The 24,553-nt window shown below is 46.7% G+C and carries 19 protein-coding genes; 8 read left to right on the forward strand and 11 right to left on the reverse strand.

From position 1 onward, the window contains the following. Nucleotides 1–131: 131 nt before the first annotated feature. From HQRW_RS02475 to HQRW_RS02485, 3 genes are read right to left on the reverse strand one after another with little or no spacing between them, the layout of a single operon-like run. Complete coding sequence (locus HQRW_RS02475) at nucleotides 132–554, reverse strand: secondary thiamine-phosphate synthase enzyme YjbQ (RefSeq protein ID WP_014555322.1); 423 nt, start codon at nucleotides 552–554, stop codon at nucleotides 132–134. Nucleotides 555–565: 11 nt separating this feature from the next. Next, nucleotides 566–1,120, reverse strand: coding sequence for an adenylate kinase (locus HQRW_RS02480; RefSeq protein WP_014555323.1), 555 nt, complete (start codon nucleotides 1,118–1,120; stop codon nucleotides 566–568). Nucleotides 1,121–1,132: 12 nt separating this feature from the next. Beyond that, entirely contained in the window at nucleotides 1,133–1,423 is a 291-nt protein-coding gene (locus HQRW_RS02485; protein WP_011570732.1) for a DUF5789 family protein, read from the reverse strand. Nucleotides 1,424–2,143: 720 nt separating this feature from the next. On the opposite strand from HQRW_RS02485, the gene HQRW_RS02490 reads away from it, so the two are divergent. Together HQRW_RS02490 and HQRW_RS02495 are read left to right on the forward strand one after the other, a co-directional pair. Next, nucleotides 2,144–3,952, forward strand: coding sequence for a formate/nitrite transporter family protein (locus tag HQRW_RS02490; protein WP_014555324.1), 1,809 nt, complete (start codon nucleotides 2,144–2,146; stop codon nucleotides 3,950–3,952). Nucleotides 3,953–4,064: 112 nt separating this feature from the next. Continuing rightward, entirely contained in the window at nucleotides 4,065–4,505 is a 441-nt protein-coding gene (locus tag HQRW_RS02495) for a DUF7575 domain-containing protein (RefSeq protein ID WP_014555325.1), read from the forward strand. A gap of 6 nt (nucleotides 4,506–4,511) precedes the next feature. On the opposite strand, the gene HQRW_RS02500 is transcribed toward HQRW_RS02495, so the two are convergent. Next, nucleotides 4,512–5,336, reverse strand: a complete 825-nt coding sequence (locus tag HQRW_RS02500; protein ID WP_014555326.1) for a DUF6663 family protein — start codon at nucleotides 5,334–5,336, stop codon at nucleotides 4,512–4,514. Between the two features lie 201 nt (nucleotides 5,337–5,537). Here HQRW_RS02500 and HQRW_RS02505 point away from each other — a divergent pair, with 201 nt between their 5' ends. Further along, entirely contained in the window at nucleotides 5,538–6,026 is a 489-nt protein-coding gene (locus tag HQRW_RS02505; RefSeq protein WP_011570736.1) for a phosphate-starvation-inducible PsiE family protein, read from the forward strand. Between the two features lie 77 nt (nucleotides 6,027–6,103). On the opposite strand, the gene kdgK1 is transcribed toward HQRW_RS02505, so the two are convergent. From kdgK1 to HQRW_RS02530, 5 genes are all read right to left on the reverse strand, one after another. Beyond that, nucleotides 6,104–7,138, reverse strand: coding sequence for a bifunctional 2-dehydro-3-deoxygluconokinase/2-dehydro-3-deoxygalactonokinase (gene kdgK1, locus HQRW_RS02510; RefSeq protein ID WP_049891574.1), 1,035 nt, complete (start codon nucleotides 7,136–7,138; stop codon nucleotides 6,104–6,106). Nucleotides 7,139–7,213: 75 nt separating this feature from the next. After that, nucleotides 7,214–9,532, reverse strand: a complete 2,319-nt coding sequence (mutL, locus tag HQRW_RS02515) for a DNA mismatch repair endonuclease MutL (RefSeq protein WP_014555328.1) — start codon at nucleotides 9,530–9,532, stop codon at nucleotides 7,214–7,216. Beyond that, a complete protein-coding gene (locus HQRW_RS02520; RefSeq protein ID WP_014555329.1) occupies nucleotides 9,529–10,047 on the reverse strand; it encodes an NUDIX hydrolase in 519 nt (172 codons plus the stop codon). The genes mutL and HQRW_RS02520 overlap by 4 nt, the downstream gene beginning before the upstream one ends. A 417-nt stretch (nucleotides 10,048–10,464) precedes the next feature. Next, nucleotides 10,465–11,349 (reverse strand): hypothetical protein, encoded by an 885-nt coding sequence (locus HQRW_RS02525; protein ID WP_014555330.1) that lies wholly within the window; start codon nucleotides 11,347–11,349, stop codon nucleotides 10,465–10,467. After that, nucleotides 11,346–11,579 (reverse strand): hypothetical protein, encoded by a 234-nt coding sequence (locus HQRW_RS02530; protein WP_014555331.1) that lies wholly within the window; start codon nucleotides 11,577–11,579, stop codon nucleotides 11,346–11,348. Before HQRW_RS02530 ends, HQRW_RS02525 begins: the two co-directional genes overlap by 4 nt. A 122-nt stretch (nucleotides 11,580–11,701) precedes the next feature. Between HQRW_RS02530 and HQRW_RS02535 the strand changes: the two genes are divergently transcribed. From HQRW_RS02535 to HQRW_RS02555, 5 genes are all read left to right on the forward strand, one after another. After that, nucleotides 11,702–12,808, forward strand: a complete 1,107-nt coding sequence (locus HQRW_RS02535) for a hypothetical protein (protein WP_014555332.1) — start codon at nucleotides 11,702–11,704, stop codon at nucleotides 12,806–12,808. 107 nt (nucleotides 12,809–12,915) lie between these two features. Next, on the forward strand, nucleotides 12,916–13,980 hold the full coding sequence (locus HQRW_RS02540; RefSeq protein WP_014555333.1) for a hypothetical protein: 1,065 nt from the start codon (nucleotides 12,916–12,918) through the stop codon (nucleotides 13,978–13,980). Nucleotides 13,981–13,989: 9 nt separating this feature from the next. After that, nucleotides 13,990–14,955 (forward strand): hypothetical protein, encoded by a 966-nt coding sequence (locus tag HQRW_RS02545; protein ID WP_014555334.1) that lies wholly within the window; start codon nucleotides 13,990–13,992, stop codon nucleotides 14,953–14,955. Further along, nucleotides 14,952–16,670, forward strand: coding sequence for an ATP-binding protein (locus HQRW_RS02550; RefSeq protein WP_014555335.1), 1,719 nt, complete (start codon nucleotides 14,952–14,954; stop codon nucleotides 16,668–16,670). The genes HQRW_RS02545 and HQRW_RS02550 overlap by 4 nt, the downstream gene beginning before the upstream one ends. Before the next feature lie 6 nt (nucleotides 16,671–16,676). Beyond that, nucleotides 16,677–20,636 carry an outer membrane protein assembly factor BamB family protein gene (locus HQRW_RS02555; protein WP_014555336.1) on the forward strand — a complete coding sequence of 1,320 codons (3,960 nt, stop codon included), beginning with the start codon at nucleotides 16,677–16,679 and terminating at the stop codon, nucleotides 20,634–20,636. Here the strand turns inward: HQRW_RS02555 and HQRW_RS02560 are convergent. Both HQRW_RS02560 and HQRW_RS02565 read right to left on the reverse strand, forming a co-directional pair. Continuing rightward, nucleotides 20,596–23,316, reverse strand: coding sequence for a hypothetical protein (locus HQRW_RS02560; protein ID WP_014555337.1), 2,721 nt, complete (start codon nucleotides 23,314–23,316; stop codon nucleotides 20,596–20,598). The genes HQRW_RS02555 and HQRW_RS02560 overlap by 41 nt on opposite strands. Then, a complete protein-coding gene (locus HQRW_RS02565; RefSeq protein ID WP_014555338.1) occupies nucleotides 23,309–24,505 on the reverse strand; it encodes a hypothetical protein in 1,197 nt (398 codons plus the stop codon). The genes HQRW_RS02560 and HQRW_RS02565 overlap by 8 nt, the downstream gene beginning before the upstream one ends. Nucleotides 24,506–24,553: the final 48 nt, after the last annotated feature.

Below are 24,553 nucleotides of genomic sequence, written 5' to 3' on the forward strand. Positions count from 1 at the left end.
TCAACGGACGTCCCGGCTGGACGCGACTTCGTCGTTTATCAAATGCAATTACTGAAGACTCATCAGCAACTTAATCGTTCATACCGCATGCAGTCACAGGCTGCTGAGGTACTGATCTCACGCTACTTCGACTAGGTGTGGCTATTCACAGCTGGCGTAGCTGTGACACTCACTGTTCGTGTTCGGGGACCGTCGCACTCAATCAGAAGGACTGATTGCCATGTGCCCGTTGTGAGTTCACCGTCTTCGATCGGAATTGTTGCGCTCGCTCCAATGAGCATCGCACGGATATGCGAATCAGCGTTTCCATCAATTTCATTATGCCGCCAACCAGTATCATCAATGAGTTCATTAAGTGCTGTCTCAAAGTCACTTTGTAGTCGTTTCTCGGCTTCATTCACGGTTATAGCAGCGGTTGTATGTTCAACAAACACTGTTATGATGCCCGTCAGGTCATCTGGTACAGCGGCATGGACTTGCGCCGTGATATCTGTGACCGACAGTTGATCTTTTGTTGATATCTCAAACCGTGTTTGTGCCTGTGAGCGCTGCATCGTCATCACTCTTATATCATCTTGATGAGTTCTGTTGCAGCCTCATTGACGTCATCTTCATTCTCAACGAGGTGGATTGGAACATTCACCGAACTTGCATATTGCATTCCAGCCGTCCGATTGAGATCCTGTTCAAATTCAATCGTTACGTCACTTGTGGACCCATACGTACGCTCGCTTTTTTCACGGCGAGTCTGTATTGTTCCTACCTGCGCTTCAACCAGTACAAACTGATCTGGGGCTAACTCGCGGAGAACATCATCAGGAAGCCCTGGAAGGTATCCAGCGTCAGTCCTGACAGCCAGATGCGTTGTCAATAACACAGACATCTCTTGTGTTGCATCAGCAACATACTCACTCGCACGACGCTGCAACCGTAGCGTCTCCCGACGCTCAAGCTTACCAAGCTCAGCCCGGCTTGTCGCAAGGTCGTCCATAGCAGCCTGCTCAAGCATCACATCACCAAAGTTGATCAATTGATACTCATCAGTAAGCTGGCGACGTGCTGTTCGCACAAGCGTTGACAGTCCAACTCCGGGGACACCAGCAATAATTGTTATAGACATGTTAATTCTAATTTAAAAATGGACAATCTCATCATCATCTGTGTTTGAGGAGATTCCGCTTCGGTCATCGTAGTACTTCCGTCCAATGAAAGCATCACCAACACAAGTCAATAATGTGTCATACAACTCATCTGCATGTGTAAATTGTTCAACCCCGGATCGTCCAAGGATGGCTTCGATACTTTCATCATCACCGTTCGGTGCTTCAAGTTCCTGCTCACCAATCAATTCAATAACCGTCTCACAGGAGGTCGGAAACTCTAATTCGCGAACAAAAAGGTCCCGAGTCTCTGGTAATCGCATCGTATACGCGAATCATTCTCACCCAATTGTAAAGCATTACCGGGTTATATCTTGTCGAATGTTATTATAAATATATATAATTCACGAAATATGCTATATGATGCATGTGTATATATTCATGTTAATTCCCCCTGTGGTCAGTAATACGGCATCATAGATATACGTCTCAATCCATGTAAAAATCAAAATATAAATATCCCAATCAATTTCTGGGGCATGATGATGAATTGATATTGCTGGTGGTACATCAGACGACAAACGTGTATATTTTACTCTCAGATAAGATTATCACTGAAAGAGTAATCAACCTCCAGAAGCAATATCACAACTACAATCATAATCATAACAATACCAATCAAGATCTTGGTGGACACATCATAGCTCGCCCTTGTAGAGACAATGCCCAATGAAGAATATGAGCATGCAGACCAGAACCAGAGTATCGGGTCAATTTGAAATGTTGCTTTGAATACTACGGACTATATATGTGTAAAAATCGTATCAAAAGAACCTCACGACTTCGATCGTGACCGGATGTCATCTCTCGGAATGTAGTCGATATGTGCAACGATCGCTAAGTAATAATCCTTTGATAAATAAAACAGATACATAACATCCGAAAGCCAACAAGTACATTGCACCTCGATAATCTTACCCCGCCCGTATCAATTGATTCTGAGTACCGCTTCATCACTATCTCACCAATTATAAATATATACTATGGCTGATTCACGTCCCACCGCGCAATCACAGGTTGATAATGAGACTGATGACGGTATTCCAAAGCAGGGTGAGGTGGTGCCTGAGCGGTTCTCTTCAGACGAAGTCTTTCAACGAATTGTCGCTGATGCTGATCATGAGGTTACTTCAAGCGTTCGTGAATTGTTTTTCAGCGCCCTGGCGGCTGGATTCGCAATTACAATTACCTTCTTAGTGTATGCATCAATGTCGGCGACAACCGAGACACCACTAGTCGCCGCATTATTATACCCACTTGGATTTATTTATATCATTATTGGTGGGTATCAACTGTATACCGAAAATACACTCCCACCTGTTGCACTAACGCTTGAACGACTCTCATCGGTTCCGACATTACTTCGACACTGGAGTATTGTACTAATTGGGAACTTCCTCGGCGGTGGAATTGGGGCGCTTGCATTAGCTTACGGTGGTGTCTTTAGCCCTGAAGCGACTTCGGTTGCTGTTGATATCGCGCAAAAGGGTATTTCAACACCTCCAGAGCAATTGTTCTTCAAAGCGGCGTTTGCAGGATTCATTGTTGCTGGTGTCGTCTGGCTTGATTTTGCCGCTCAGGAAACCATTTCTCGGCTTTTTGTTGTTTACATTGCGTTCTTAGCGATCCCATTGGGTGATCTGTTCCATGTTGTGGTTTCATTTACTGAGGCTGTATTCCTTATTGCACATGGAGGTGTCGGAGTCATTGCCGGCTTTGGCGGATTTGTCCTTCCCGTTCTACTTGGCAATACCATTGGTGGGGTCTTACTTGTCACTGTAGTCAATTATTATCAAACGAGTGAACGTCGACTTGAGATTGATCAATTTACCAATGTCCGACGGCTGTCCTCTCGGGAGATGTTGCTTGGAAATGTCGCTGGGAGATCATATGTCCCTGTCATTGATACACTTGAGAACTTTACTCGCGATCCTGATTCGTTTCGTGTACTTGTCCCCATTGCAAACCCTCGAACAGAGACTGAGCTGGTTGAACTTGCCGCTCGACTCGCATCAGCACGGGATAACGGTCGTGTTCATGTTGTCCATGTGATTCAAGCGGACAAAAATCTCGTTCTTGACCACGAACACGATCGTCGAGATGAAATTACAGCGCAATCTGAACAGTTACTTGATGGGATTGAGTCTATTGTTGATCAGCGCAACGCCAGTTTTGAATCGTCAACAATCGTCTCACCGCGATCATTTGAGGAAATCTTTGACTTCGCCGCACGAACCCGCCCAGATATGGTCGTTATGGGGTGGGGTGAAGAGAAGCTATGGAATAGTGCGCGAGCGGAACGACCAATTGATGAACTTACCAATCGCCTACCCTGTGACTTTTTAATTGCAAACGACCGTGGGCTTGATTGCTCTGATGTGCTTCTTCCAACTGTTGGTGGTCCTGACGCAGCACTCGCTGCGGAAACGGCGCATGCGCTTCAAGAGACCGGTAAATCAACACTTTCGCTCCTCACTGTTGTTGATAATCCAGATGAACGGGCTGCAGGTGAGCAGTTCCTTGATGATTGGGCTGAGACACATGATATCAGCGATGCCGAACGAATTGTTGATGTCACCGGTGACGTTGAGGCAGCAATCGAGCGTGAAGCGAAGGAAAGCACAATGGTGATGCTTGGGGCAACCGAGCAGGGACTTCTCTCCCGATTACTTTCGAATTCATTACACATGCAGGTCGTAAACAAAGTTGACGCCAGTGTAGTTCTTGCAGAACGTCCACACGAGCGCTCACTTACACAGCGACTCATTGGTAGTGGACGACGGGATCAATAACTCAGCCATCCCCTTTACCGGACAATAACTGATTCCCTAGAATATATTTGATGTAGTTGTATCCCTGTTCGAACTCATAAGAGCTAATGAGCTGTATCAATTGATAGCCGACATGGCACAGAGACGTCCAAGACGACCATGGGTTGTGCTCCTTCTTGGTATGCTTGCCACTGGGCTTGGGCATATCTACCTCCGGCGGTGGGTTCGCGGAATTGGTTGGTTCGCAGCGACTATCGCCGTCTCAGCGCTTTTTATTCCACCAGAGGCGATTCAGACAATCTGGAGCGCCAATAGTGATATCAGCACATTTGCCCCTGCCATTGGCGTTGCACTCGCAAGTGTTGCTGATGCATACGTACTCGCTCGAAACGACCAACGCTCATGGGATGACCCATCCACGGCCGGGTCTCTCCCCGATTCAGACACTGGTGATGGACCGCCATCATGTCCAAACTGCAGTCGTGATCTTGATACTGACATTGATTTTTGCCCATGGTGTACGACGAAACTTCCATCAGACATCGAAACAGATGCAAACTCGAATATCGAGTGAGATATACTATTTTGATTGATCAAACCGAAGTGGGCCCGAGGGTGCGGTCTTGGATCCATCGTGATTATTCGCCCCCCCGTTGGCATCTTCTCCATACGTTGAATGAAGAGTTCCGGCAAGCATACCATCACGCCGAAACACCACATATACGATTACGAACGATTTGGTTGCCGGTTCAAGAATAAAAACAGCACGTGGTTGTGTTGACTCAGGCGACACAGATACGGACGCAGCCTCCTCTTCATCAATTCGACGAATTAGTGGCTCAAGCGGCGTTATGCCGGTTTGAAATTCCCTGATGAGATTCCGAGCGCCCTGTTGTTTAGCGAATACATATAATGCGCCATTTGGCTTTGCGTCAGTTCCACGCGTCAATCGACTTCCCATTCCCTCACCTTCAGCAACTGCATTATTCCATGTCGATGTCGCTGCTTCAAAGATTCCAGTTATATCCTCATAAAATATAAATTCAGTCTCAGCGATTATATCGACTGCAGCGATTTGTGGACCGTCAACTGTCCATTTAATCGTTGCCTCGATGAGATATCCAGCGGCAAGTGTATCAACCGCTGATTGAATTGCGGTATCATGTGCGTTTATATCAATATATACTGGTTCAAACTTATCGATTGATACTGCGTTAGCATCATGTTGCGATGTCTCTTCATCTATCATCATATTATTACCATCGGTATCCGTCTCATGTGCATCTGCGTTTACGCTTGAATCTTGTAGCTCCTCATCCGTCTCATCACATGCAATAAGGACGAGCTGAGTCGACTCATGTGGATAGCCAAGAACCCGATATCGCGCTGTCGTCGTCAAACCCATGCAGATAGATATATGATGGATTATCTTGAGGTCACGGGTTAACTACGTCCCTCTGGGTGGAATGCTCACCATATTGTATTCATGATCAGGGAACACTGGTGAAAATCCAATATTTATTTTCACATATTTATGATATATTTATACTCTTCGTCTGACAGTAACGCCGAAATGACTACATAATGGCCGCCCGATTGTGCTGACGTGTCAGTTGACGCGTGGGCAAGTCGATCAGAAGGAGTGATGCAGTGGCTTGAACTCGGTGCGGCATATTTCCTTGTCGTACTATTTGCGATTGGCGTCTTTGATCTCGGGATTTCACTGTACGAACTCATTAATTCAGGCGCATTCACCGACCCAAACAGCCTTATCGACCTTATTGATACAGTTTTAGTACTGTTGATTATCGTTGAGGTGTTTGAGACTGTTGTTGCGTCTAGTCGACGTGAACCAGTTGTTCGGATTGTGATTAACGCTGCACTCATCGCCATTGCACGAAAAGTAATCAGTTATCGACCATCAGAATATGAATCTGTGCAGCAAGCATTCATTGCTGCGGCATCATTTACGCTATTGCTCGTTTCGCTTATCGGTGCTCTCTATGCTATCCGCCGGATAACCAGTCTCGGTATTGATAAAGCTAACAGAGATATGAAAACTCCTGAAGCCTCAAAATATCGAAGTGAGGAATAACCGGGAGGAAATAAATTAAAAAAATGCTGGGTGTGCTGTATCTATATCTATATTTATTCATGGATAACACGTAATTATCATCGTGAAATTCCCTCCGTAGTGTCTGTATCACGAACAGCTGCTACCTCCGCTGGTGTAATGGCAGCTATATCTCCCTTAATCGTCCGTTTTAGTGCCGCGGTCGCAGCACCGGTCGCTAATGCATGTTCAATATTGCTACAAGTAGTACCATTATGACCATCGTTGAGTTTTTGCGTAAGAAACCCCCCGACGAAGGCATCACCAGTTCCGACTGCATCAATCGTTTTAGCGTCGTATACTGGTTGTTCAAAAACGGTATCATTACATAAAGCAACTGCACCGTTCTTTCCTCTTGTCAAAATAACCGTCTCAAGATTAAATGTCGATGCAAGATCACGGACAATTGATTCCGGGTCAGCACTCCGATCTAAACATGTATTGACATCACGCTCTGCTCCAATGAGAATATCTACATCTGGGAGCAGTGATTGATATGCGTTTTTTGCCATAGTAGTGTTCCACAACTTTGAGCGATAATTGAGGTCAAATGCAGTTTTCGTCCCAGCTGACTGCGCTATCTGTAGAACTGTTTCGACTGTCGTCTGTAATGTTTCAGATAGAGCTGGTGTAATTCCACTCACATAACATATTGACGCTGACTTAATCATTTCAAGAGATATTTCTGCAGTAGTCAGTGTCGTTACTGATGACCCTGCTCGGTCATACTGCACCGTATCACCCCGAGGCTTTCCCCCGGGTTCAAAATAGTAGGTTCCAACTCGGCCGTCATCATCATGATCCCATATGATATCAAGTTCAACATCATAACTCTGAAGCGCTGTGGTAATACGACGTCCAAGTGGTGATGCAGGAAGTTTTGATATCCAACCAGTCTGGCATCCAAGTTGTGACGCCACCGCAGCAACATTACTTTCTGCCCCACCCACATGAACATCAAATTCATTTGCTTGAGTAATCCGAACACCGGGTGGTGGTGACAACCGAAGCATGGTCTCGCCAATTGTCACAATATCAAGAGCGGTGTCCACACTCGCGTCTGTACTGCTATCCACATCCGCTGTCTTGCCCATGTTAGATTCGCTCATATATTCCCGTTCTCGGATGGTACTACAATAGTGTTATTCTGTGAAATCATCCGTTAATACTCATTCTAATCGACGATCTTTGTGTCCTGGGTAATCACGCTCAAATCGCGCATCAAGCTCAGTACGATCAAATTCAATAAGAACCGGTCGACCGTGCGGACAGGCATATGGATTTTCGCATGTGTCAAGTTGTTCAAGCAAATTAACCGTTGATCCCTCAGTGAGTGCTGTGTTTCCAGTCAATGATGGATAGCATGCAAGATCGGCGAGAATATCATCAGTTAATGTCTTAATTGTTTCACTTCTATCATGACTGTTGAGAGATTCGGCTGTCTCAGCGAGCACATCACGAACCAGTGCCGGGTCAAGAGCTGATGCAAAGGCTGCAGGGACTGCAGTGACGACAATATTATCACCATCACCGTCTGTAACGCGGAAGCCGACTCGTTCAAGCGCATCGGCATACTCCTCAACTTGAGCGGACTCACCAGCAGTAAGTTCGATTTTAACTGGTTCGGCGAGCGCTTGTGTTGTCACCGTCTCAGCAAGTGTCGCTTGAAGTTGCTCATAATTGATCCGCTCATCAGCAGCATGCTGGTCAATAAGCACGAGTCCATCGTCTGACTCTGCAATAATGTATGTTTCATCGATCTGTCCAAGAATTCGCAGCGATGGAAGTGATTCAACAGTCGGTTCAAGAGTTGCCACATCTCCACCGAGGTCATGCTGCACCGATTGCTCATTGACACTGTCGTTCGGATCGGCTTTTTCTGATTGGTTTTTATTATGGTTATTACCCGAAACGACAGCATCACATTCCTCTCCAGCGCCTTTATGACCGTTATCAACATCTTCAGTTGATTTCGACTGGCTCTGAACGGTTGTATCAGCAGTTGCATTGGGAGTGCTTGCTTCAATAGTCTCAGATGATTGCGATGACTGCTGATTTATTGATGAATCAATATCGGCATCTTCACTCCGACGATTATTATCAACTGTCCATGCAGCGTCGCTTCTCGGGTCAACGTGGCGTGCTGTTTCACTATCTACATCTGCACCCTCTACTGTTGTATCACGGCTTGAATCAATCGACGTCTCTCTTTGTTGATCTTTGTCGCCGACATCACTCTTTGTTATGTCTGTCCTCTCATCTTCGGCATCTGATTGGGCTTGGGTTGTATTTTTGATATTATTATTTGGCTCCGACTTTTCTGCGCTTGTATGAACTGACGTCTCAGTTATTTCATTATTATCGACGTTAGTGTCATCATTAGCACTCTTTGTTGTCACATCAGGCGATGACTGAGTAATCTCGGTCTCTGCAGGTGCACTTTGTCCACGAGGTGCTCGTGAGCGAATCAGCCCGGCGGATAATAATGCCTCACGTATTGCATTTGTGACAGCATCTCGAACACCGGTCTCATTATCAAATCGTACTTCCATCTTGCGTGGATGGACATTGACATCAATTGATCCTGGGTCAATATCAAGAAACAACAGAGCGAATGGATATCGATTCGCAGCCAACTGGTCACCGTATGCATTGATAATCGCCTCTCGCAGCGCACGTGCTTCCACATACCGTCCATTAATAAATGTCGAAAGATATTGCCGTGTGCTTCGTGTTGTCTCTGGATGTGAAATCAACCCCTCAATCGCTGTAATACGGTCACTTTCGATATCTCCGGTAGTAATCGATATCATCGACTCTGCGACCTCTCGCCCATACACTGATAATACCGCCGACTCAAGATTTCCCCGCCCGGTTGTAGCAAATACCTCACGATCATTATGTTCAAGTGTAATTGCAACATCCGGATTTGCAAGCGCATAGTGGGTAACGACCGTGTTGATATGGTCGAATTCCGTCGCGGTGGTCTTGAGGAACTTTCGTCGTGCAGGTGTATTGAAAAATAAATCGCGTATCTCGACTACTGTTCCCTCTGGACAGCCTGCAGCTTCAACGTCAACGACGGTTCCACCTTCGATATGGAGTTCAGTGCCTCGATTGCCATCGCGTGGTTTTGTCCGGATTGTCATCTTTGAGACCGCACTGATTGTGTACAATGCTTCACCACGGAACCCTAATGTCCCAACACCGGACGCAAGATCATTGATATCGTCGATCTTACTCGTCGTATGCTCTTTGATTGCACGCTGAACAGCATCCTCATCCATTCCAATACCGTCATCGCGAATACGAATTCCGTCTGCTCCTCCTGACTCAACAGCAACAGAAATACGTGTTGCATCAGCGTCAAGACTGTTTTCTATAAGTTCTTTGACAACTGACGCTGGACGCTCTACAACCTCACCAGCAGCAATCTGTCGAACTGTCTCTGTATCAAGCGCAGTGATTGCATTTTCGTTACTACTCATGACGAACGTTCAGGCTCTGGACCGATATCTGCTTCAGGATCTGATTCAACACTTGATTCGGATTCTGCCGGTGAATCAACACTACGTGATTCTTCAGTACTGATTGCTGTGCACTGACCTTGTCCAGTCGCAACGATATTGATAGCTGTGCGCTGAGCCTCACTCACCTGATTCTTTGCGGCGGTCGGTGAGAGCCACGTCGCATCGGTGTGTTCATGACTCAACTGCACTTCCTTGGAATTGACAGTACAATCATAATATACAGCAAACCGACCACAATCGTCGTCATTCCGCCATGCAACGGCATGGACGGGTTGTCCGATTGTCGCATCAAGTCCGGTCTCTTCGGTAATCTCACGATGTACTCCATCGACGGCGTCCTCATGTCTCCCCAACCGTCCACCTGGCAGTTCCCATTCACCATCGCTAGAACGAGCCATAATGAGCACTTCCTTATCAGGGGCAACAATCACTCCTCGAAGGCTAACCGTCGCTTCCAAATGATCTTCAGTCATATATTCCCATTATTACTATCATATTTGATATTCTACTCCGATTAGAAACTCCAGGGATACCGCCTCTCTACGCGAGTCACCGTGGTTGTCAGAATCTTCCGCAAAATTTGCGTTCTGATTGATTTACACTGGGTCTGTTCAGTGATATATGTATATCTCTCGGTATTTACAACCGCTTTTGCTCCTGAATTTACGCAAGATATTACATTCAATTGCATGGTCTATTACAAGGAGAGATACAAATCCATCAGATACAATAGTTCAAGTTTTGATATGCTTAATTATTATTGGTTTAGACGATTAGTTGACACGTCCTCTTGACTACTCTCAACATCGTTACATACCTTCCGCAGTTAGTTATGTGTCGCTTCTGATTGCATCTATTTCAGCGAAGAAGCACGAATCACCAGGTATAATTCACATCGTCAATACTTCAGTGTCAGGCGTTGCCCGGATGACAAACACATCAGCTTCAGTCGCTAGTGATGGGATATACACATTTGTATCGAGATCCTTCCGCCCTTCAGGAACAAGATTTCCAACCGGTAAGTACGCAGTCTTCACTGGTACATCATCAGTATTTTTAAACTGGACAGCCACTTCAGCTTTTGCCCCCTCTCCTTGATTATGGACAGTTGCTCTAATACGCGCTTTTTCAGCTTGGAGTGCCTCAACTGATTTTTGATTGCCGTCTTGATAGAACGCGTATTCGCTGACAACAATGTTGTCGACTGGATCGGATTTAATATATCTAAATAGCCGATCGCCCATGTCCTCGACGAGTTCTTCCATCTCGCTATCATCAACAATTGTCTGCACCGGATTCAGTGCTGCTCGGAGACTCCCCGCAGTAACCTTTCGATTACTCGTTGACTTCTTTAATTGCTCATATTCGGTAAGGAATGAATTCATTTGCGAGGGCAGTTCGCCATCAAAGTACTCCTGCAATGTTTTTATTTCACTATCAAAATTGATCTGTTTCGGCAAGGGCTTATTCGGCTTTCGCGAAACGCTGTCTGGAACTCCACTTGCTGTCTGCTCTTCTTCTGATTCCACGAGAATACTAGCTCGTGATCCGAAGTAACCGAGAAGGTCTAATACCATTCCTAACATCAAAGTAATGATGGTGACAGTGACAACGGCTGCTGCGAAGAACCGACCGATTGTTCCAGGAAATGCGAAGATAAAAATCGCAATAAAGAGGACGGTAACGCCACCAACAGTCAAAAGAAAGGCTGCAAAGTTAGGTCCGGCACCTTCGTCCATAAGTTGCTGTGCTGGCCCTTGCTGCTCGCTACTCATGCGTTTGAACCTGCTCCCTGTCGGAGTGTTTGTGTTGCAGTATATGTCATTGTCAACAGATGCGAAAGCCACAGTCCAACTGTGACGCCAAATAGAGTTCCAGCGCCCATGATTCGGAGCTCCATTCCAAGTGGCGCAAATGAGACCGCAGCTGTCAGTGTTCCAAAAACGACCATCAGTCCATATTGTATCTTCGTTAGCGGGTCGATATTCGTAAACATCGATTTCATATGTGTCTGAGAAGTACGCCGACCACTTATACTATCGGTCATTAACTGGAGACAACCGAAATTTATAGAAGATTAGTGTATTCTAGGACAACATTTAGTAATGCGGACAATAAGACATCTATATGATTCGTCCCGTTGATGCAGAGACAATACAGGATATTTGCCGGGACGTAGCCTTGGATAACTACGGCTTCCTGTATGTTAATGATCATAAAGAGTATATCCAAACGGAGTATGAAAGTGCCGAGACGGGTCTGAGAACCGCAGGTACCGTGTCATTATCCGATATTAAACAGACGTTACAAGACGATACTGGCAGAAATGGATTTGAACGTCGACGAAATGGTGTGTATTATTTTAACTCGTTCAATTCACGCGAAGGTTATCGGGTGAGTGATGAATTGAAGAGTATTTTTACATACGATTTTGTCGTGAATAAACAAACAATCGAATCACGATTTGATATCGCCCCTGCTGATGTTGACTTTTTTGCATCTGAACTTGCGAATGAGGATTATATCCGGCGGATTGCTGCCGGTGAGCGTGCTTATTATGTCAGCGGTCCCCGATTGAAAGATGAAACCTCAGGCGATGCGAGTGTTGACTCACGTCTAAATGAAGAAGCAGAACATGGCACGATATCTCACACGGACTTAGAACGAGTTATTGACGTTGCTGCGACGAGCGATGTCATTCGATTTTTTGAGAAGAATGACTTCATTGCCGATATTGATGATGAATATGTTGTCAAAAGTGCACTCGACGATTATGCTGCTCATCTTGCAAATGCAGTCAGTGAAGATTCGATTGAAGAATTCGGCGATATTGGGATTCTTCCACTTTCTGAATTCCAACAAGTAATTGAGAATGAGATCAATGACCGCTTTGATGTTCTCAAACATCTTTCACATGGTGATACATCCGAACTGCTTGAATTAGTTCGTGAACACATAGCAGCGAATAATGGACTTACTGTTGATAGAAAATTAGCAATCGATTCTGAACAGTTCGAAATTTATGTAACTCGCCGGGCGACGCAGATACGCGATGATATTGAGAGTGAACAACAACCACCGAGTCCAAGTGCGTATCGTGACCATGGGTATCCACAGATTGAATCGATTGAAGTAACAGATTCACAGCCAGTCAATCAGCATCTACGTGAGCATATCAAGGAGAAATTTGATACACTGGTCAATGAGCGGTTCTCCGTTGAGAGTGACGTATAAGCATGGACTAATATGAAACTGTACCTCAATATATCACATAACAGATCTATTATCCCGAGTAGCTATATCAGATAAACCCACGTGGTCAAATTAACCAATTTAACATCATGCCACAAACATACAGCGACTTTACCATTACAGAACAGGGCGGCCATCAATACATCATTGCACAACCGAAGGCAGAACATCAAGAACCAGTCCGGTTTTCTGGCGAACTTAAAGAGACAGATGATATTGATGCGACATTTCGAGATGTAATTAAAAGCCTTATTCAACAAGACCTTTCTGAAGCTTTGAATCTTGAGTCTGGTTCCGGCGGATCAATTGGTCGAGATGACGTTGTTGAAACGCTGATCAATGCAGATTCTCCAGTTCCAATTAATTCTGAGCAACAAGCGGAGGCGATTGTTGATTACTTTCTCACAAATGGGGTGCTTCAAGAAGCCGACAGTGGTTCAGAAGTAGTTGTCCTTTCAGATCCGGAGTCACTAGCGGAGATTGCGACCGAGAGTGGCGATAATGACGATACAGCGATGTTGCTTAATTGGATGTCCGCTATCGAAGGATGTACCACAAAAATTCAAGAGACAAACGACACGATTGAAGAAGTTGAGGCTGAGCTCCGCGAACAAATGGGTAATGTAGATGTCTCTGGGAAACTTCGCGAGTATCAGCAAAATCAAAAGGAGGTCGCACAGCGACTCATGAATGTCACGAACGGCGGTGAACTCAATCGCTCAGATCTAAGTGCTGATGAACAAGCAGAATATGATCGACTTGAACACCGAATGTTCCATCTTGAGTCGATGATTGATGCAGTTGGTGCTGGTGGAGATCTTGATCAAGAAATCCAAGAGATGACAAATAAACTCTCAATGCATATGAGCAATCTCTCTGATACGCAAGATGCACTTGAGGTGCAACTTACGCGTCTTGAGCGGGTTTATCGCGTCAATGATGAAATAAACTACGAGCAGGCAAAGAAAATGGCTGAAAAACTCTCAAGTGTTGCATCGGCGGTTGCTGGTGTTTCGGACGCCGATACACTCGCAGAAGAAACAGATACAATCGGTCGCGCCTCCGCAATTCTTGAGCAAACTGGGTCAACTGAAGAGATGGCACAGACAGCAAGCACCGATACTGGGACGACCAGTTACGAACAAGGGAATTAATCCCAGGTAATGTACGCTCAGTCGCTTCTCGGCAGTGTACGACGACTTACGCTCCGCAGTAAGTACCTGCTCAATCAGCGACAGCTAAACGCGGATTCTCTTATCGCAACTGGACGTCAGTTTCTCACAACACTTAGTACAGTTGATGCACTTATTGTCGAGGCGACTCCACTCCCAGTGCTCGTTCCGGGAGATGATTACACCACGCTGTCTCGCAGTGACAGCGTCACCCTCGAAGTGAATGTATCTGACTACACAAAATCGAACAAAGATACCTCAGACATGACCGACGACACCGAAAGTAGAAAATATAACAAAACTAATGTCGATCTTGATAAAATAACTCAGGAAATCCTTTCTGGCGAGCAACAGAATATGATGGATTCAAATCATATTAGTGACATCAACACGATCGTTTCATCTTATGATAACTCCGATGAGCGTAATAATGATAGCGGTGATGATACCACTGCGTCTGCTCATTCTGGAGTATCAACAGCACCGTCCAAACGCGATGAGGGATTGATTGCTACTCTTGCTGCTCACCTCTCGATGAACGGATCCCTTCGGATTAAAGCACTGAATGAAAGTATAAAGCAGCGCGCGCGTCGGTCGCGTCGTGTTCATACCTCACCGATGAACTCACAGTTTCGGATTCCACTCACCGACGATGGTCCAGGTGCGCACAACTGGCGACCCGTCATTCGAACCCTTATTGATCGATTTGACACACTTGTTCCACTGTGTGAACAGATTATCAGCCGACTCTATGATGTTTCACCAGAATCGGTTGCTACTCAATTATGGAGAAGTGCCGTTGATACGCTTTCCGAGATGCGAACTGTCCTGAAAATACACCTTGCCAAACAGGAGCGACTCCGACGATTGTATGATCGCCCATCACGGCAACCGGCTGAGTTTGCCGTGCAGACAGTTAATCAACTCACAGGAATCGACGTGAGGACCGACCAATGAGTAGTACACTCAATCTTGACCCATTGACAAAGACTGATCGACCGACCTCACATATCACCGTTCAAAAGCGTAAAATTGGACCGACAGATCTGATTGCAGTTGAACACGGCACGACAAAAGCATATTTTCGCGTTGACCGAAAGCAGGAGGTAATGAGTAATGACCTTCGAAATGCAGTATACCTACATGAAAATGCTGCCTCAGTGTTTGGTGGTATTGACCATAGCCTCCCATTCCGGATCCATACCGATGTTCGAACCAGTGAGGTACCGACATGCGATGAAGCGGTGATTGCTAATGATAATGTTAACGCTGATAAATTATCCACGCACCTTGCTTCTGAGCGATTTCTCCTTCATCATGGTATTGAGGAAGTGACTAGGCTTGATGGACATCTCGTCTCTTTTGATATCGTTGAGACAACTCCGCAGGGCTATCCAACAGTCATGATAACGGATGAAACAGACATCGAGGTTATTGATGAAAGTGAGGCCGCAGCACGAAAATCACAGGCAGGTGATGCAAGAAATAGCCCCGGAGGGGCAACTCCTCCCACTCCCGGTAATAATCCTCCTCCTTCGAGAGCGTCTGATGCGGGCGAGATGGACGTTGATATTGATATTTCCCCTGAAAAACCAACGGTTAGCTTCGAAGAGGATGTTGCCGGTCTTACTGAGATTAAACAGACAGCCCGAATGCTCCTTGCGTTGTTCGATCCAGAAACACGAGAGAGCGTCATCACACGTTATGGCGAGAACTTCGGCGCTCGGGGGGGGCAGTTACTTCTCTATGGTCCCCCCGGGTGTGGAAAAACGCTTGTTTCGGAGGCTATTGCGTATGAAGCAGCGAATAATACCAATATTGAGTCTGAATACGGTGAAGTGCAGTTTCTTCCTGTCAAAGGTGGTGACATTCTCTCGCGGTACCCTGGTGAGGCAGAACGCCGAGTTGAGGCAGTCTTTGAAGAGGCACATCGTGCTGCACAAAATGGGTTTGCTGTCCTATTTTTTGATGAAGTTGAAACGCTTGTAGCCGACCGAAGTGATGATAACTTACAACGGCATGAGCGTTCGCTCACAAATGCGTTTCTCCAAGAGATGGGCACAGACAAGATTGAAGATAATCTATTAGTTATTGGTGCAACAAATATGCCATTTAGCATCGATCCCGCTGCGGCACGCCGCTTCCCACTTCAGCAATTTATTCCACAACCCGGTCCAGAAGTGATGGGTGAAGTATGGGAAGCAGAACTGTCTGACCTGCAAGCAGCAAACGATGCTATCGAACTTGATTATAATCGTCTTGGTGAGGCATCCGTTGGATACACACCGGCTGAGATTGCCGACCGTGTTCTTGGAACCGATCTCCAGCGTCAATTGATTAAGAGTGTTGTTGATGATAACACAGATGCGATTATCCCAGATACGGAATACTTTCTTGACCGCCTTCGTGAACATCGTCCAAAGACGATTCGTCAGTTTGTCACGAGTGTTCGGAATGAGGCTGATGCACTTGAGGGCTATCCTGAGATGCGAGATTATGTCGCTGATCAAGCTGACCGACTTGGTCTTTCGATGCAACATGGTAGCACCTCTGGAATGAGCGATGCGGCTTCTGACCCCACCGCACTGTTTGAAGAGTTGGTCGCTGCAGACGAACAATTAGCCGGAGATGCTGACGATGGCTCCGAGTCTCAATCTGATAGGGAAAAATAATCACATATGTCTGAACACTCCTCAACCGCATCAACTGGCATCGATACAAACCTCACAGAGTTGACGACACTGTCTCTTGGAACAGACGCAATGATAGCTTCCGATATATCGACAATTGCTGTCACGGCGCCAAGCGGTCATACTGCACTCATTGAAGCCCCTACACAGAACGCTGGAGAAGATATGCATCTTCCTCCGAATGAGACTATTCAGACTATTTCGATTGGTGATAGCACCACTGCCCCTGTTATTGACATTGCGCTTGATCGGTATGTATTCTCATTATCCGGAACGACCGTCCAAGCATCCACATCGAGTGGTGTTGAGTTATGGTCAACAACCGTCCCAGCGGCGCAATCGCTTACCACGCTCAACACTGACGGTGTTCTTGCCTGTCTCACTGAAACTGGAACAATAATCGGGCTTGATGCTGAAACCGGAACAGAACTATTCAGTGTTGACCGACCACATGCAGAGGTCTCGGAACCTCAAGCTATCACGGGTGCTGAAGGGTATCTAGCCATTGGTGCATGGTCATTCCTGGTTGTGTTTGACTCAGCGGGTAACTGCATCCTTGAGAAAAATCTTGACGGCACAATCAGCGACCTTGCAGTGCTCTCTGATGCTGTTGTTGTTACTCTTCAACATGGTAATATACAACGTGTGTCATACTCAAACGGTGATATCGAGTGGTCACAGCATACAACAGCTAACGATATTGATGGGACCGCAACAGGAAGTGTGTATGCAATTACGGATAATCATATCACCCATCTTGATGTTGTTGGACGCGCCGATTCGGTTATTAACACTGGTGGTGATCAACTCATGGCGACAGCAGATCCGACAGTATTGGTTACAACCGATGGAGGCACACAGTCAGTATATCAACAACAGACTGCGACCGAACCGGCGGTCACAGCGACGCTGCTAAGCGATACTATTCGTTCTGATGATTCAATACGGTTTCAAATTGAGAATACAGGAACAGCAAACGTATCAGGTAATGTAAAAATCCAACCACCCAAAATGGCACTTACACTGGGGTCACCGACACCATCGACAGTATCGCTTACACCCGAAGAAGCAGCAACCGTCGCCGCTCCGATTCGTGAACTCCCCTCAGACTCACCATCTCAATCAGTCACAGTCGATCTATTTATTGACGAGCTAAAAGTTGTGAGTGAGTCTATCAAACTCGCCACACAGTCACCATCATCTGTTGAGACAACTGACGGTAACTCTGGAGAAAATACCCCAGCGAGCAGTTCAAATCCGATGCATGATACCGATACTGACACTGCTACTGATGCTGTTGAGAAGAACGTCAAGGGCTCACAGACTCAAGATTCTATTTCATCATTGCGTAATAAATCATTGTCAGAGTCGTCTACTGACACTCAAATTGAGTCTCCTTCAGAGAACGCCCGTACATCCGTCGATACATCTAATGAGAATAAGAATGCTGCACAAGTGGATGCGAATTACTCAAATAAGCGTTCTCGTCCATCGCAGTCTGAGTCAACAAAAGCTATCGACGCCGCAACAGCGAATGCACAGAGTGGAGAGATAACTACACAGACGAGCATAGCGGCTCAATCTCAGTTATTTGATGATATCGAAACGTCAGTAGACATTGAGGCAATTAGAGCCGATCATGCCAGTATCTCTCTCACCGTAACGAACCAATTGGACACTGAGGCAACAATCAGCATTGAGACCGCACAGACTGTTATTGACGCTGGTGAAACCTCAACACTGCAGACTTCGATTACATATCCCTCCAGCGATGAAATGGGCGATGAGACGGACCTATCATCATTATCATCGACGGTGCCGACACTTGCCGTAACAGTTGAGGGCAAAACTGAGGAACGAGCACTCATGCCAGATCTTTCTCTTGAGCGACCCTCAATTGATATCACTCCAACTGGCAGTGTGACGACCCCATTCATCGATATCATTCTCTCGATTCCTTTCGACGTGAGGTTCACTGATAAGCTCTCAGTGATGATTGGTGACACCGAGTTTATACGACAAATTACTGTCGATGGTCCAACGAAATTTTATTTTGCTCTCCCAATCTCTACGGCGGTAGTGACGATAGGGACAGTAATCGAGGTTGCTGCGACCCTTGGTTCAGAGTCAGATACCTCTCTCAGTCATAAAGCACAAATCGACGCAAGCGAGTGGATCGATATTGACTCCGATAGCAAACATGCTACACACTCAGAAGCCCCCTCATCATCTACGTCTGTCGATCAAGAGATAGCACATCCACTTTCTCCTATTGATGTTGAGTCGGAGACACAGACTATTTCTGACAGCGATGAAATCGTAAATGCAGATTCAAGCGAATCTTCGATAAGTGAGACAGTTACCAGCGATGATCACCTGCAGGAACTACCAGCAACTACTGCGGATGAGTCGAATAAAGAGTCGGAGCTACCTCCTAATCAGCAATCTAATGTTACCGTTGCGGAAAAAGAAGCCACCGATGCAGAGCAATCCGCCAGGACAGATATCGAAACGAATCGAAGTAAACATAACCGAGATGATATATCAGATACATCCACTGATGATACCGATGGTAGCACGACACGTTTAGATCTTTCAAGCGCTCGCAACGCTGGCGCAAATGATCTGACTGGTGAAAATACACAGCCACATATTACGTCAAACTCTGACGACAGGGGCAAGACTGGCGACGAGCACACTGGAAGAAAAGATGATGTTAATGATTCAGACAATACAATAGATTCAGACTCGGATTCAGACTCTGATTCTCAAACAACATCTGAACAGAGCGCTCAAAGCTCGGCAGAATCGGAATCCCCAGTCGAGTGCACCCGAGTCGTCCCTGATACAGTTCCGTATGGTCACCGATTTGAGGAGTCTATCGTGATCACTAATACTGGTAGTCGGACGATTGAAACTGCCAGCATTTCACTCGCAGAGACATCTCTCAATTTAGATGCGATTGATCCAGGCGAGCAGTCGACGGTAACTCGAGCACACGCCGGATTCGATCCTGGTAGTTGGAATCTTGAACCAGGGCAAGTTATTATTCCAGATGCAACTGTGGATATTCCGCAAAAATCAATTGATATTCAGCCGAATCCGATGAGTGACACTAGTGCCGACACAAAACAAGTTGCCTCATCTACCGCTAATGTTGACCCATTTATTGCGTATGTCACGCTACATGACGGCATTATACAGTTTGAATGTCATAATCTTGGCTCAAGCCCTTGTGATCTCACATCGTTGGCTGCAGATTCTCCTGATAATAATGCCAGTACTATTTCGTGGTCATTTGATGATCCTCCAGTGCTTGATGCAGGAGAAACAACACAATTCGAGTGTGGGGGCGGAGCAGACACTGAGAGTCTTACGCCACCGTTCACCGCCCGCATTCGATATCGCCGTACTATCCCCGAAGATGATCATGAATCAACGCTCGAACATACCACTCTTGCGATTCCTCAAACGGCAGCCGCGACCGGCGGTGATACCCCACTCTCGCTATCAGTCCAACCAGAATCTCAACCAGTTATTGATGAGCATAACACAGTCGCCTGTACACTCACGACAGATGCATCAATAACTGATGTAGTTGTCGAGGCAACAGGTGATATTGTCGCACCATTGTCTGTTGGTGAGCGAAGTCTTGGAAGGGTTAAAAATGGACGGACAAACAGACAGCTATTCGACATAACCCCACAGCAGGGTCCGACAGCATCATTTCATGTTCGCGTAAGTGCAACGCTTGATGGAAGTTCATTTTCACAGCACTATCGCATCACTGGTCCAATTGAGCGCTCTGATTCATCAAATCTAGACGAATCAGCATGGCAGGTGGTCCCGGTAGCTGACACAGAGACAGCAGAAGCAGAAGCAGAAACAACACCTCCAAATGTCCGAGTTACGACGACGCCTCAGGTTCAATCAAAAAGTCACCACTAATTGCTTCTTCTGATTCTTGAGCGTATCGATAGATGGCTCGAAGTTCAAGACTAACGATAATGAGAAATCCGAACCCAACAGCACCAGCAAGCCCGTATGAGAGTAGCCGCCCGCGTGATAATCGCTGATCAAACGCTGATTGTTCCTCTCGTGCTGTTGTTGCTTGTGCTGTTGCCCCAGCTGCGTCAAACTTCTCTGTGGCTTCAGCATACGCCTGTGTGATCATTTGCTGGCGTGCATCAACCCGGTCAAGTGCCCCAATCCAGAAAATCGGCTGCCCACCAATAGATGTAAGCGTCACTGCTGAAAGATTTGCTTCCGCTTGTCGTGCACGCTGGAGATTATCATTCCCCTCGCTGACAAGCGTGCTATATCTCTCGAATGCTGTTTGTGACTGCTGTTGGAACTCATTCGCATCATCTGTATTTCCGGTAAGTGCTGCTAATCGCGCTAGTTGACGCTGTGTTTGTGCTGTGGTGAGCACAGCGGTCTCGTTATTCTGTGCACGGTCCTGATAGTATGCCCGCTGTTCATCAATTGCGGTTGCAAGCGATTCATCGGCAGCCGATGCTGCCGTCTCAATTCGATTTTTGACTGGCGTTGTCTCAATTCGGGTTGATGCTGTTTCGAGTGTTCTATACGCTGCCGCTGCCCGAGTAAGTGACCGCTGTGCAGCAGTATAGTTGCCAGCAGCCTGCTGTTCACGCGCGATTGTGATTTGCTCAATGATCAATACTGAACTTCGACCGGCTGCGCTGACTGTTGTTATATCTCCTCTCGCCGTATCTGATCTTTCATCACTTCCCTCACGAAGTCTGTCTGCTAACGCTTCCATTGCTTCTGCTGATTCTGTTGCAACGACTGCGCGGTCACTTTCTTCAGGAATATCAGATTCTTGAAGCGATTCGACTGTTGCAGTGAAATCAATCGGTCGGGGAGTCGCTGTAATTGTGATTGTCTCAGTGTCGACATTTGACCCTGTAATTTCATATCTCCATGTATACGTGGTGAAGAACTCCGCTCGCGTATCAAACTGTAATGTGGTCACAAACGGTGCTGAGTCACCAGCCTCAAGTGATGATGGTCGTTCTTCGACGCGAAGCCACCCACTATCCGGTCCAGACACCTGTTCAATATTGAACCGACGGACATCTTGATATCCCAGTCGCTCGCTGATATCGGTACTCCGCGTGACACGCTGGGTTGCAACAACCTGCCCGTATGTCACATCGCTTTGCCCGGCTTCTATGTCCGTCTCGTGGTCGACAGTCACTGTTGAGGATGTTGTTGTCTGTCCTGGCTCGGCAGCATCGATACTGACGTCAAGCCGCCGATCTCCTTCATCTGCAGTTGCACCAGCTGCCACCGAGACCTCAACACTCTGTGTTGATTGTGCTGAGATTGTGTCTGGTGCTGAGACAATATCTGCACGCAAACCGCTCCCGCTCACTGACGCATCGACATCCTGAATATCCATTGGGAGATCACCACCATTTTCCACAGCGACACGAACAGTCTCACTGAATGACTCACGCTCTGCCTGCGGTTCGTCAAATGAAATAATCTTATTACTTGCCCCGACAGCACCGTAGTATGCTGGATATATAACCCGTGCATCAAATCTGAGATTCGCACTCACGCCGTCCGGATCTGCGGGTCGGAACGTAGCTATCCACTCAAGTTGCTCATATTGTTCAGCATCGTCACTTGCCTGAATTGACACACTTCCATCGTCAGACCCTCCTGCAGAGATTCGATTTGGCGGTGATAAAGAAAGTGATCCATCCCCACTCCGGCGTGTGTAGTCGACATCAATATCTTCGACTGATTCATCACCACCCTCCTCTCTGAGTGTAAATGATTCTTCTGTCGACTCGCCTATGAGAACATCACCAAGATCAATCGTTCGATCCGACGCCGAAAGAACTGGTGCCTTGATAATCGCAACATTAATTCCAAATGACTCTGAGCTACCAGTTGAGTCAGAAACTATCACATCAATTGTGTATGTTCCTTCTGAGACCGAGTCTGAGGCGGTGATTTGCGCATTCACCGATTCACGAGAGCCCGCTCGAATCTCTCCAGGTGAAGTGAGATCAACACGAATCCCTGATGGGCTATTATCGACTGATGCTGAAATCCCTGTCATAACGCCATCACCCACATTTGGTATCTCAACATCAACCGTGGCTGACTCAGTTGATCTACCCTTGAACTTAATTTCAGTGCGCTTTCCATCCACCGACCCAAAGCGTGGCTCTAACACATTGACATCAACTGAGAGACTCTCAGAATATGATCCGCCACCACTGACATCAACCGTCGGTCTAAAGGAGTATGTTCTTTCGTCTGCACCACTTCGCGCTGTTGCTCTATATTCAATTGTGTACCGCTGTCCATTCCGAACGGTAAATGAGCTAGCACTCTGTAATTCAAATGTCACGTCACCACCTGCCTGGTCCTCACTCCGCGGTGTGACACTTGCCGTTCCATTTGCATTCGCGGTGAATGTATAGCTCAATCTCGTTGAATCGCTATCATTGTCTTCAGCTGATTGAATCTGTACCGTGCCACTTTCTGCGGCGGTTGCAACACCTCCCGCAGCAATCATCGATATAATGAGAAGAGCAATTACAGCTACCTGCAAAGTGGCACTTTGACATCGGCTCAACTCACCCACGGAGCATCGCCCCCAGAAGTAATGAATCGCCGCGCGTGGCAGCTGTCATATCACGTTGCCACAAGGCTACCCGCCAGCCGATGATTCCGATGATAATCCCAGTAATAGTACTATACCCAAGAATAAGTGTCGTACTCGCGACTGCCAGTGTATCACGCCGTTGGGCAGCAGCTGATTGTGTTGACTGCACCGTTTCAAGACGCTCTGTCATCTCATGTTTTTCAGCGATTTCGGTTGCTTGGTCCGCGTCATCAACAGCTTCCGTGGCGGATCGATACTGCTCAAAAACTCCGGCACCGTACGCACTGATCGCGGTTCCTGCTCCATCGCAGTTTGAGCAGGCCGAAATAAATGTCTGCGCTGAAGCGACAGATGCGTTTAATTCGTCGCGATCGCGCTGAAATGTCTGTTTAAGTCGGTCAACTCGAATAAGTATCTGCGCATATCGTTCTGTTGAACCTGCTCGTTGGTATGCTCGTGCAGCGTCTTCAAGTGCTTTAATCCGGGTCTCTGTTGCACTGACCGTCTCAGCTCGTGATTGCAATTCTTGGCCAGTATCTGCATAAAACCGATCAATCGAAACACCAGCTAAGGCAGCGTACTGTCCACCCCCAGCTGTTGAACGTAGTTTTTCACCGACAACTGTGGTATTTTCTGCAGCGCGTATCGCCGCCTCGTATTCACCTGCCTGTTGTCGGTCATATGCGGTTGCGAATGTCTGTAACAGATCTAAAACAAGCCGCATCCGTGCTTGTTCAGCAGCGGTGAAATCACCAATCTGTACGGCAAACACAGCCTGTGATCGAATCACTTCGAACTCGCTATAACTGGTGTACGCGTTGTTTTGCTCAAGTCTGCGGAATGCAGCAAGGTAAGCACCAGCCGATTGTGGACTATCGCTGGATACACTTACATTATCATCTGTCTGTGTTATTGGTGTCTGATCAAACGTGTTTTGCGTGACTTCATCTGATTGTCCATATCCAGACAGTGCTGTTTCTCTTACCGCTTCTACCGGTATCCTCGTCTGGGCCATCGCCGCTCTCCGTTCAACAGTAGGTGCTGTCTTTACAATATCTGATTGTGCCGTATTGGTGCTCGTTGCCGTTCCAGCTCCTGGAACAATCCCGGTAAAGGCAAACGCAATAATAACCAGAATGATCGCATAGTTTCTCCAGCATGGTGTCATGCCCACACCTCGACGCGTTCATCGACCTCCGATTTCGTCCGCAGTTTC

The organism is Haloquadratum walsbyi C23, assembly GCF_000237865.1.
In the GTDB taxonomy this organism is placed as follows: domain Archaea; phylum Halobacteriota; class Halobacteria; order Halobacteriales; family Haloferacaceae; genus Haloquadratum; species Haloquadratum walsbyi.

Coding starts and splice junctions, on each gene's coding strand:
- mutL (WP_014555328.1), bottom strand. CDS start 9,532: ATGAGTAGTAACGAAAATGCAATCACTGCGCTTGATACAGAGACAGTT.
- HQRW_RS02565 (WP_014555338.1), bottom strand. CDS start 24,505: ATGACACCATGCTGGAGAAACTATGCGATCATTCTGGTTATTATTGCG.
- HQRW_RS02525 (WP_014555330.1), bottom strand. CDS start 11,349: ATGAGTAGCGAGCAGCAAGGGCCAGCACAGCAACTTATGGACGAAGGT.
- HQRW_RS02520 (WP_014555329.1), bottom strand. CDS start 10,047: ATGACTGAAGATCATTTGGAAGCGACGGTTAGCCTTCGAGGAGTGATT.
- HQRW_RS02545 (WP_014555334.1), top strand. CDS start 13,990: ATGTACGCTCAGTCGCTTCTCGGCAGTGTACGACGACTTACGCTCCGC.
- HQRW_RS02535 (WP_014555332.1), top strand. CDS start 11,702: ATGATTCGTCCCGTTGATGCAGAGACAATACAGGATATTTGCCGGGAC.
- HQRW_RS02555 (WP_014555336.1), top strand. CDS start 16,677: ATGTCTGAACACTCCTCAACCGCATCAACTGGCATCGATACAAACCTC.
- HQRW_RS02490 (WP_014555324.1), top strand. CDS start 2,144: ATGGCTGATTCACGTCCCACCGCGCAATCACAGGTTGATAATGAGACT.
- HQRW_RS02475 (WP_014555322.1), bottom strand. CDS start 554: ATGCAGCGCTCACAGGCACAAACACGGTTTGAGATATCAACAAAAGAT.
- HQRW_RS02500 (WP_014555326.1), bottom strand. CDS start 5,336: ATGGGTTTGACGACGACAGCGCGATATCGGGTTCTTGGCTATCCACAT.
- HQRW_RS02480 (WP_014555323.1), bottom strand. CDS start 1,120: ATGTCTATAACAATTATTGCTGGTGTCCCCGGAGTTGGACTGTCAACG.
- HQRW_RS02495 (WP_014555325.1), top strand. CDS start 4,065: ATGGCACAGAGACGTCCAAGACGACCATGGGTTGTGCTCCTTCTTGGT.
- HQRW_RS02540 (WP_014555333.1), top strand. CDS start 12,916: ATGCCACAAACATACAGCGACTTTACCATTACAGAACAGGGCGGCCAT.
- kdgK1 (WP_049891574.1), bottom strand. CDS start 7,138: ATGGGCAAGACAGCGGATGTGGATAGCAGTACAGACGCGAGTGTGGAC.
- HQRW_RS02530 (WP_014555331.1), bottom strand. CDS start 11,579: ATGAAATCGATGTTTACGAATATCGACCCGCTAACGAAGATACAATAT.
- HQRW_RS02550 (WP_014555335.1), top strand. CDS start 14,952: ATGAGTAGTACACTCAATCTTGACCCATTGACAAAGACTGATCGACCG.
- HQRW_RS02485 (WP_011570732.1), bottom strand. CDS start 1,423: ATGCGATTACCAGAGACTCGGGACCTTTTTGTTCGCGAATTAGAGTTT.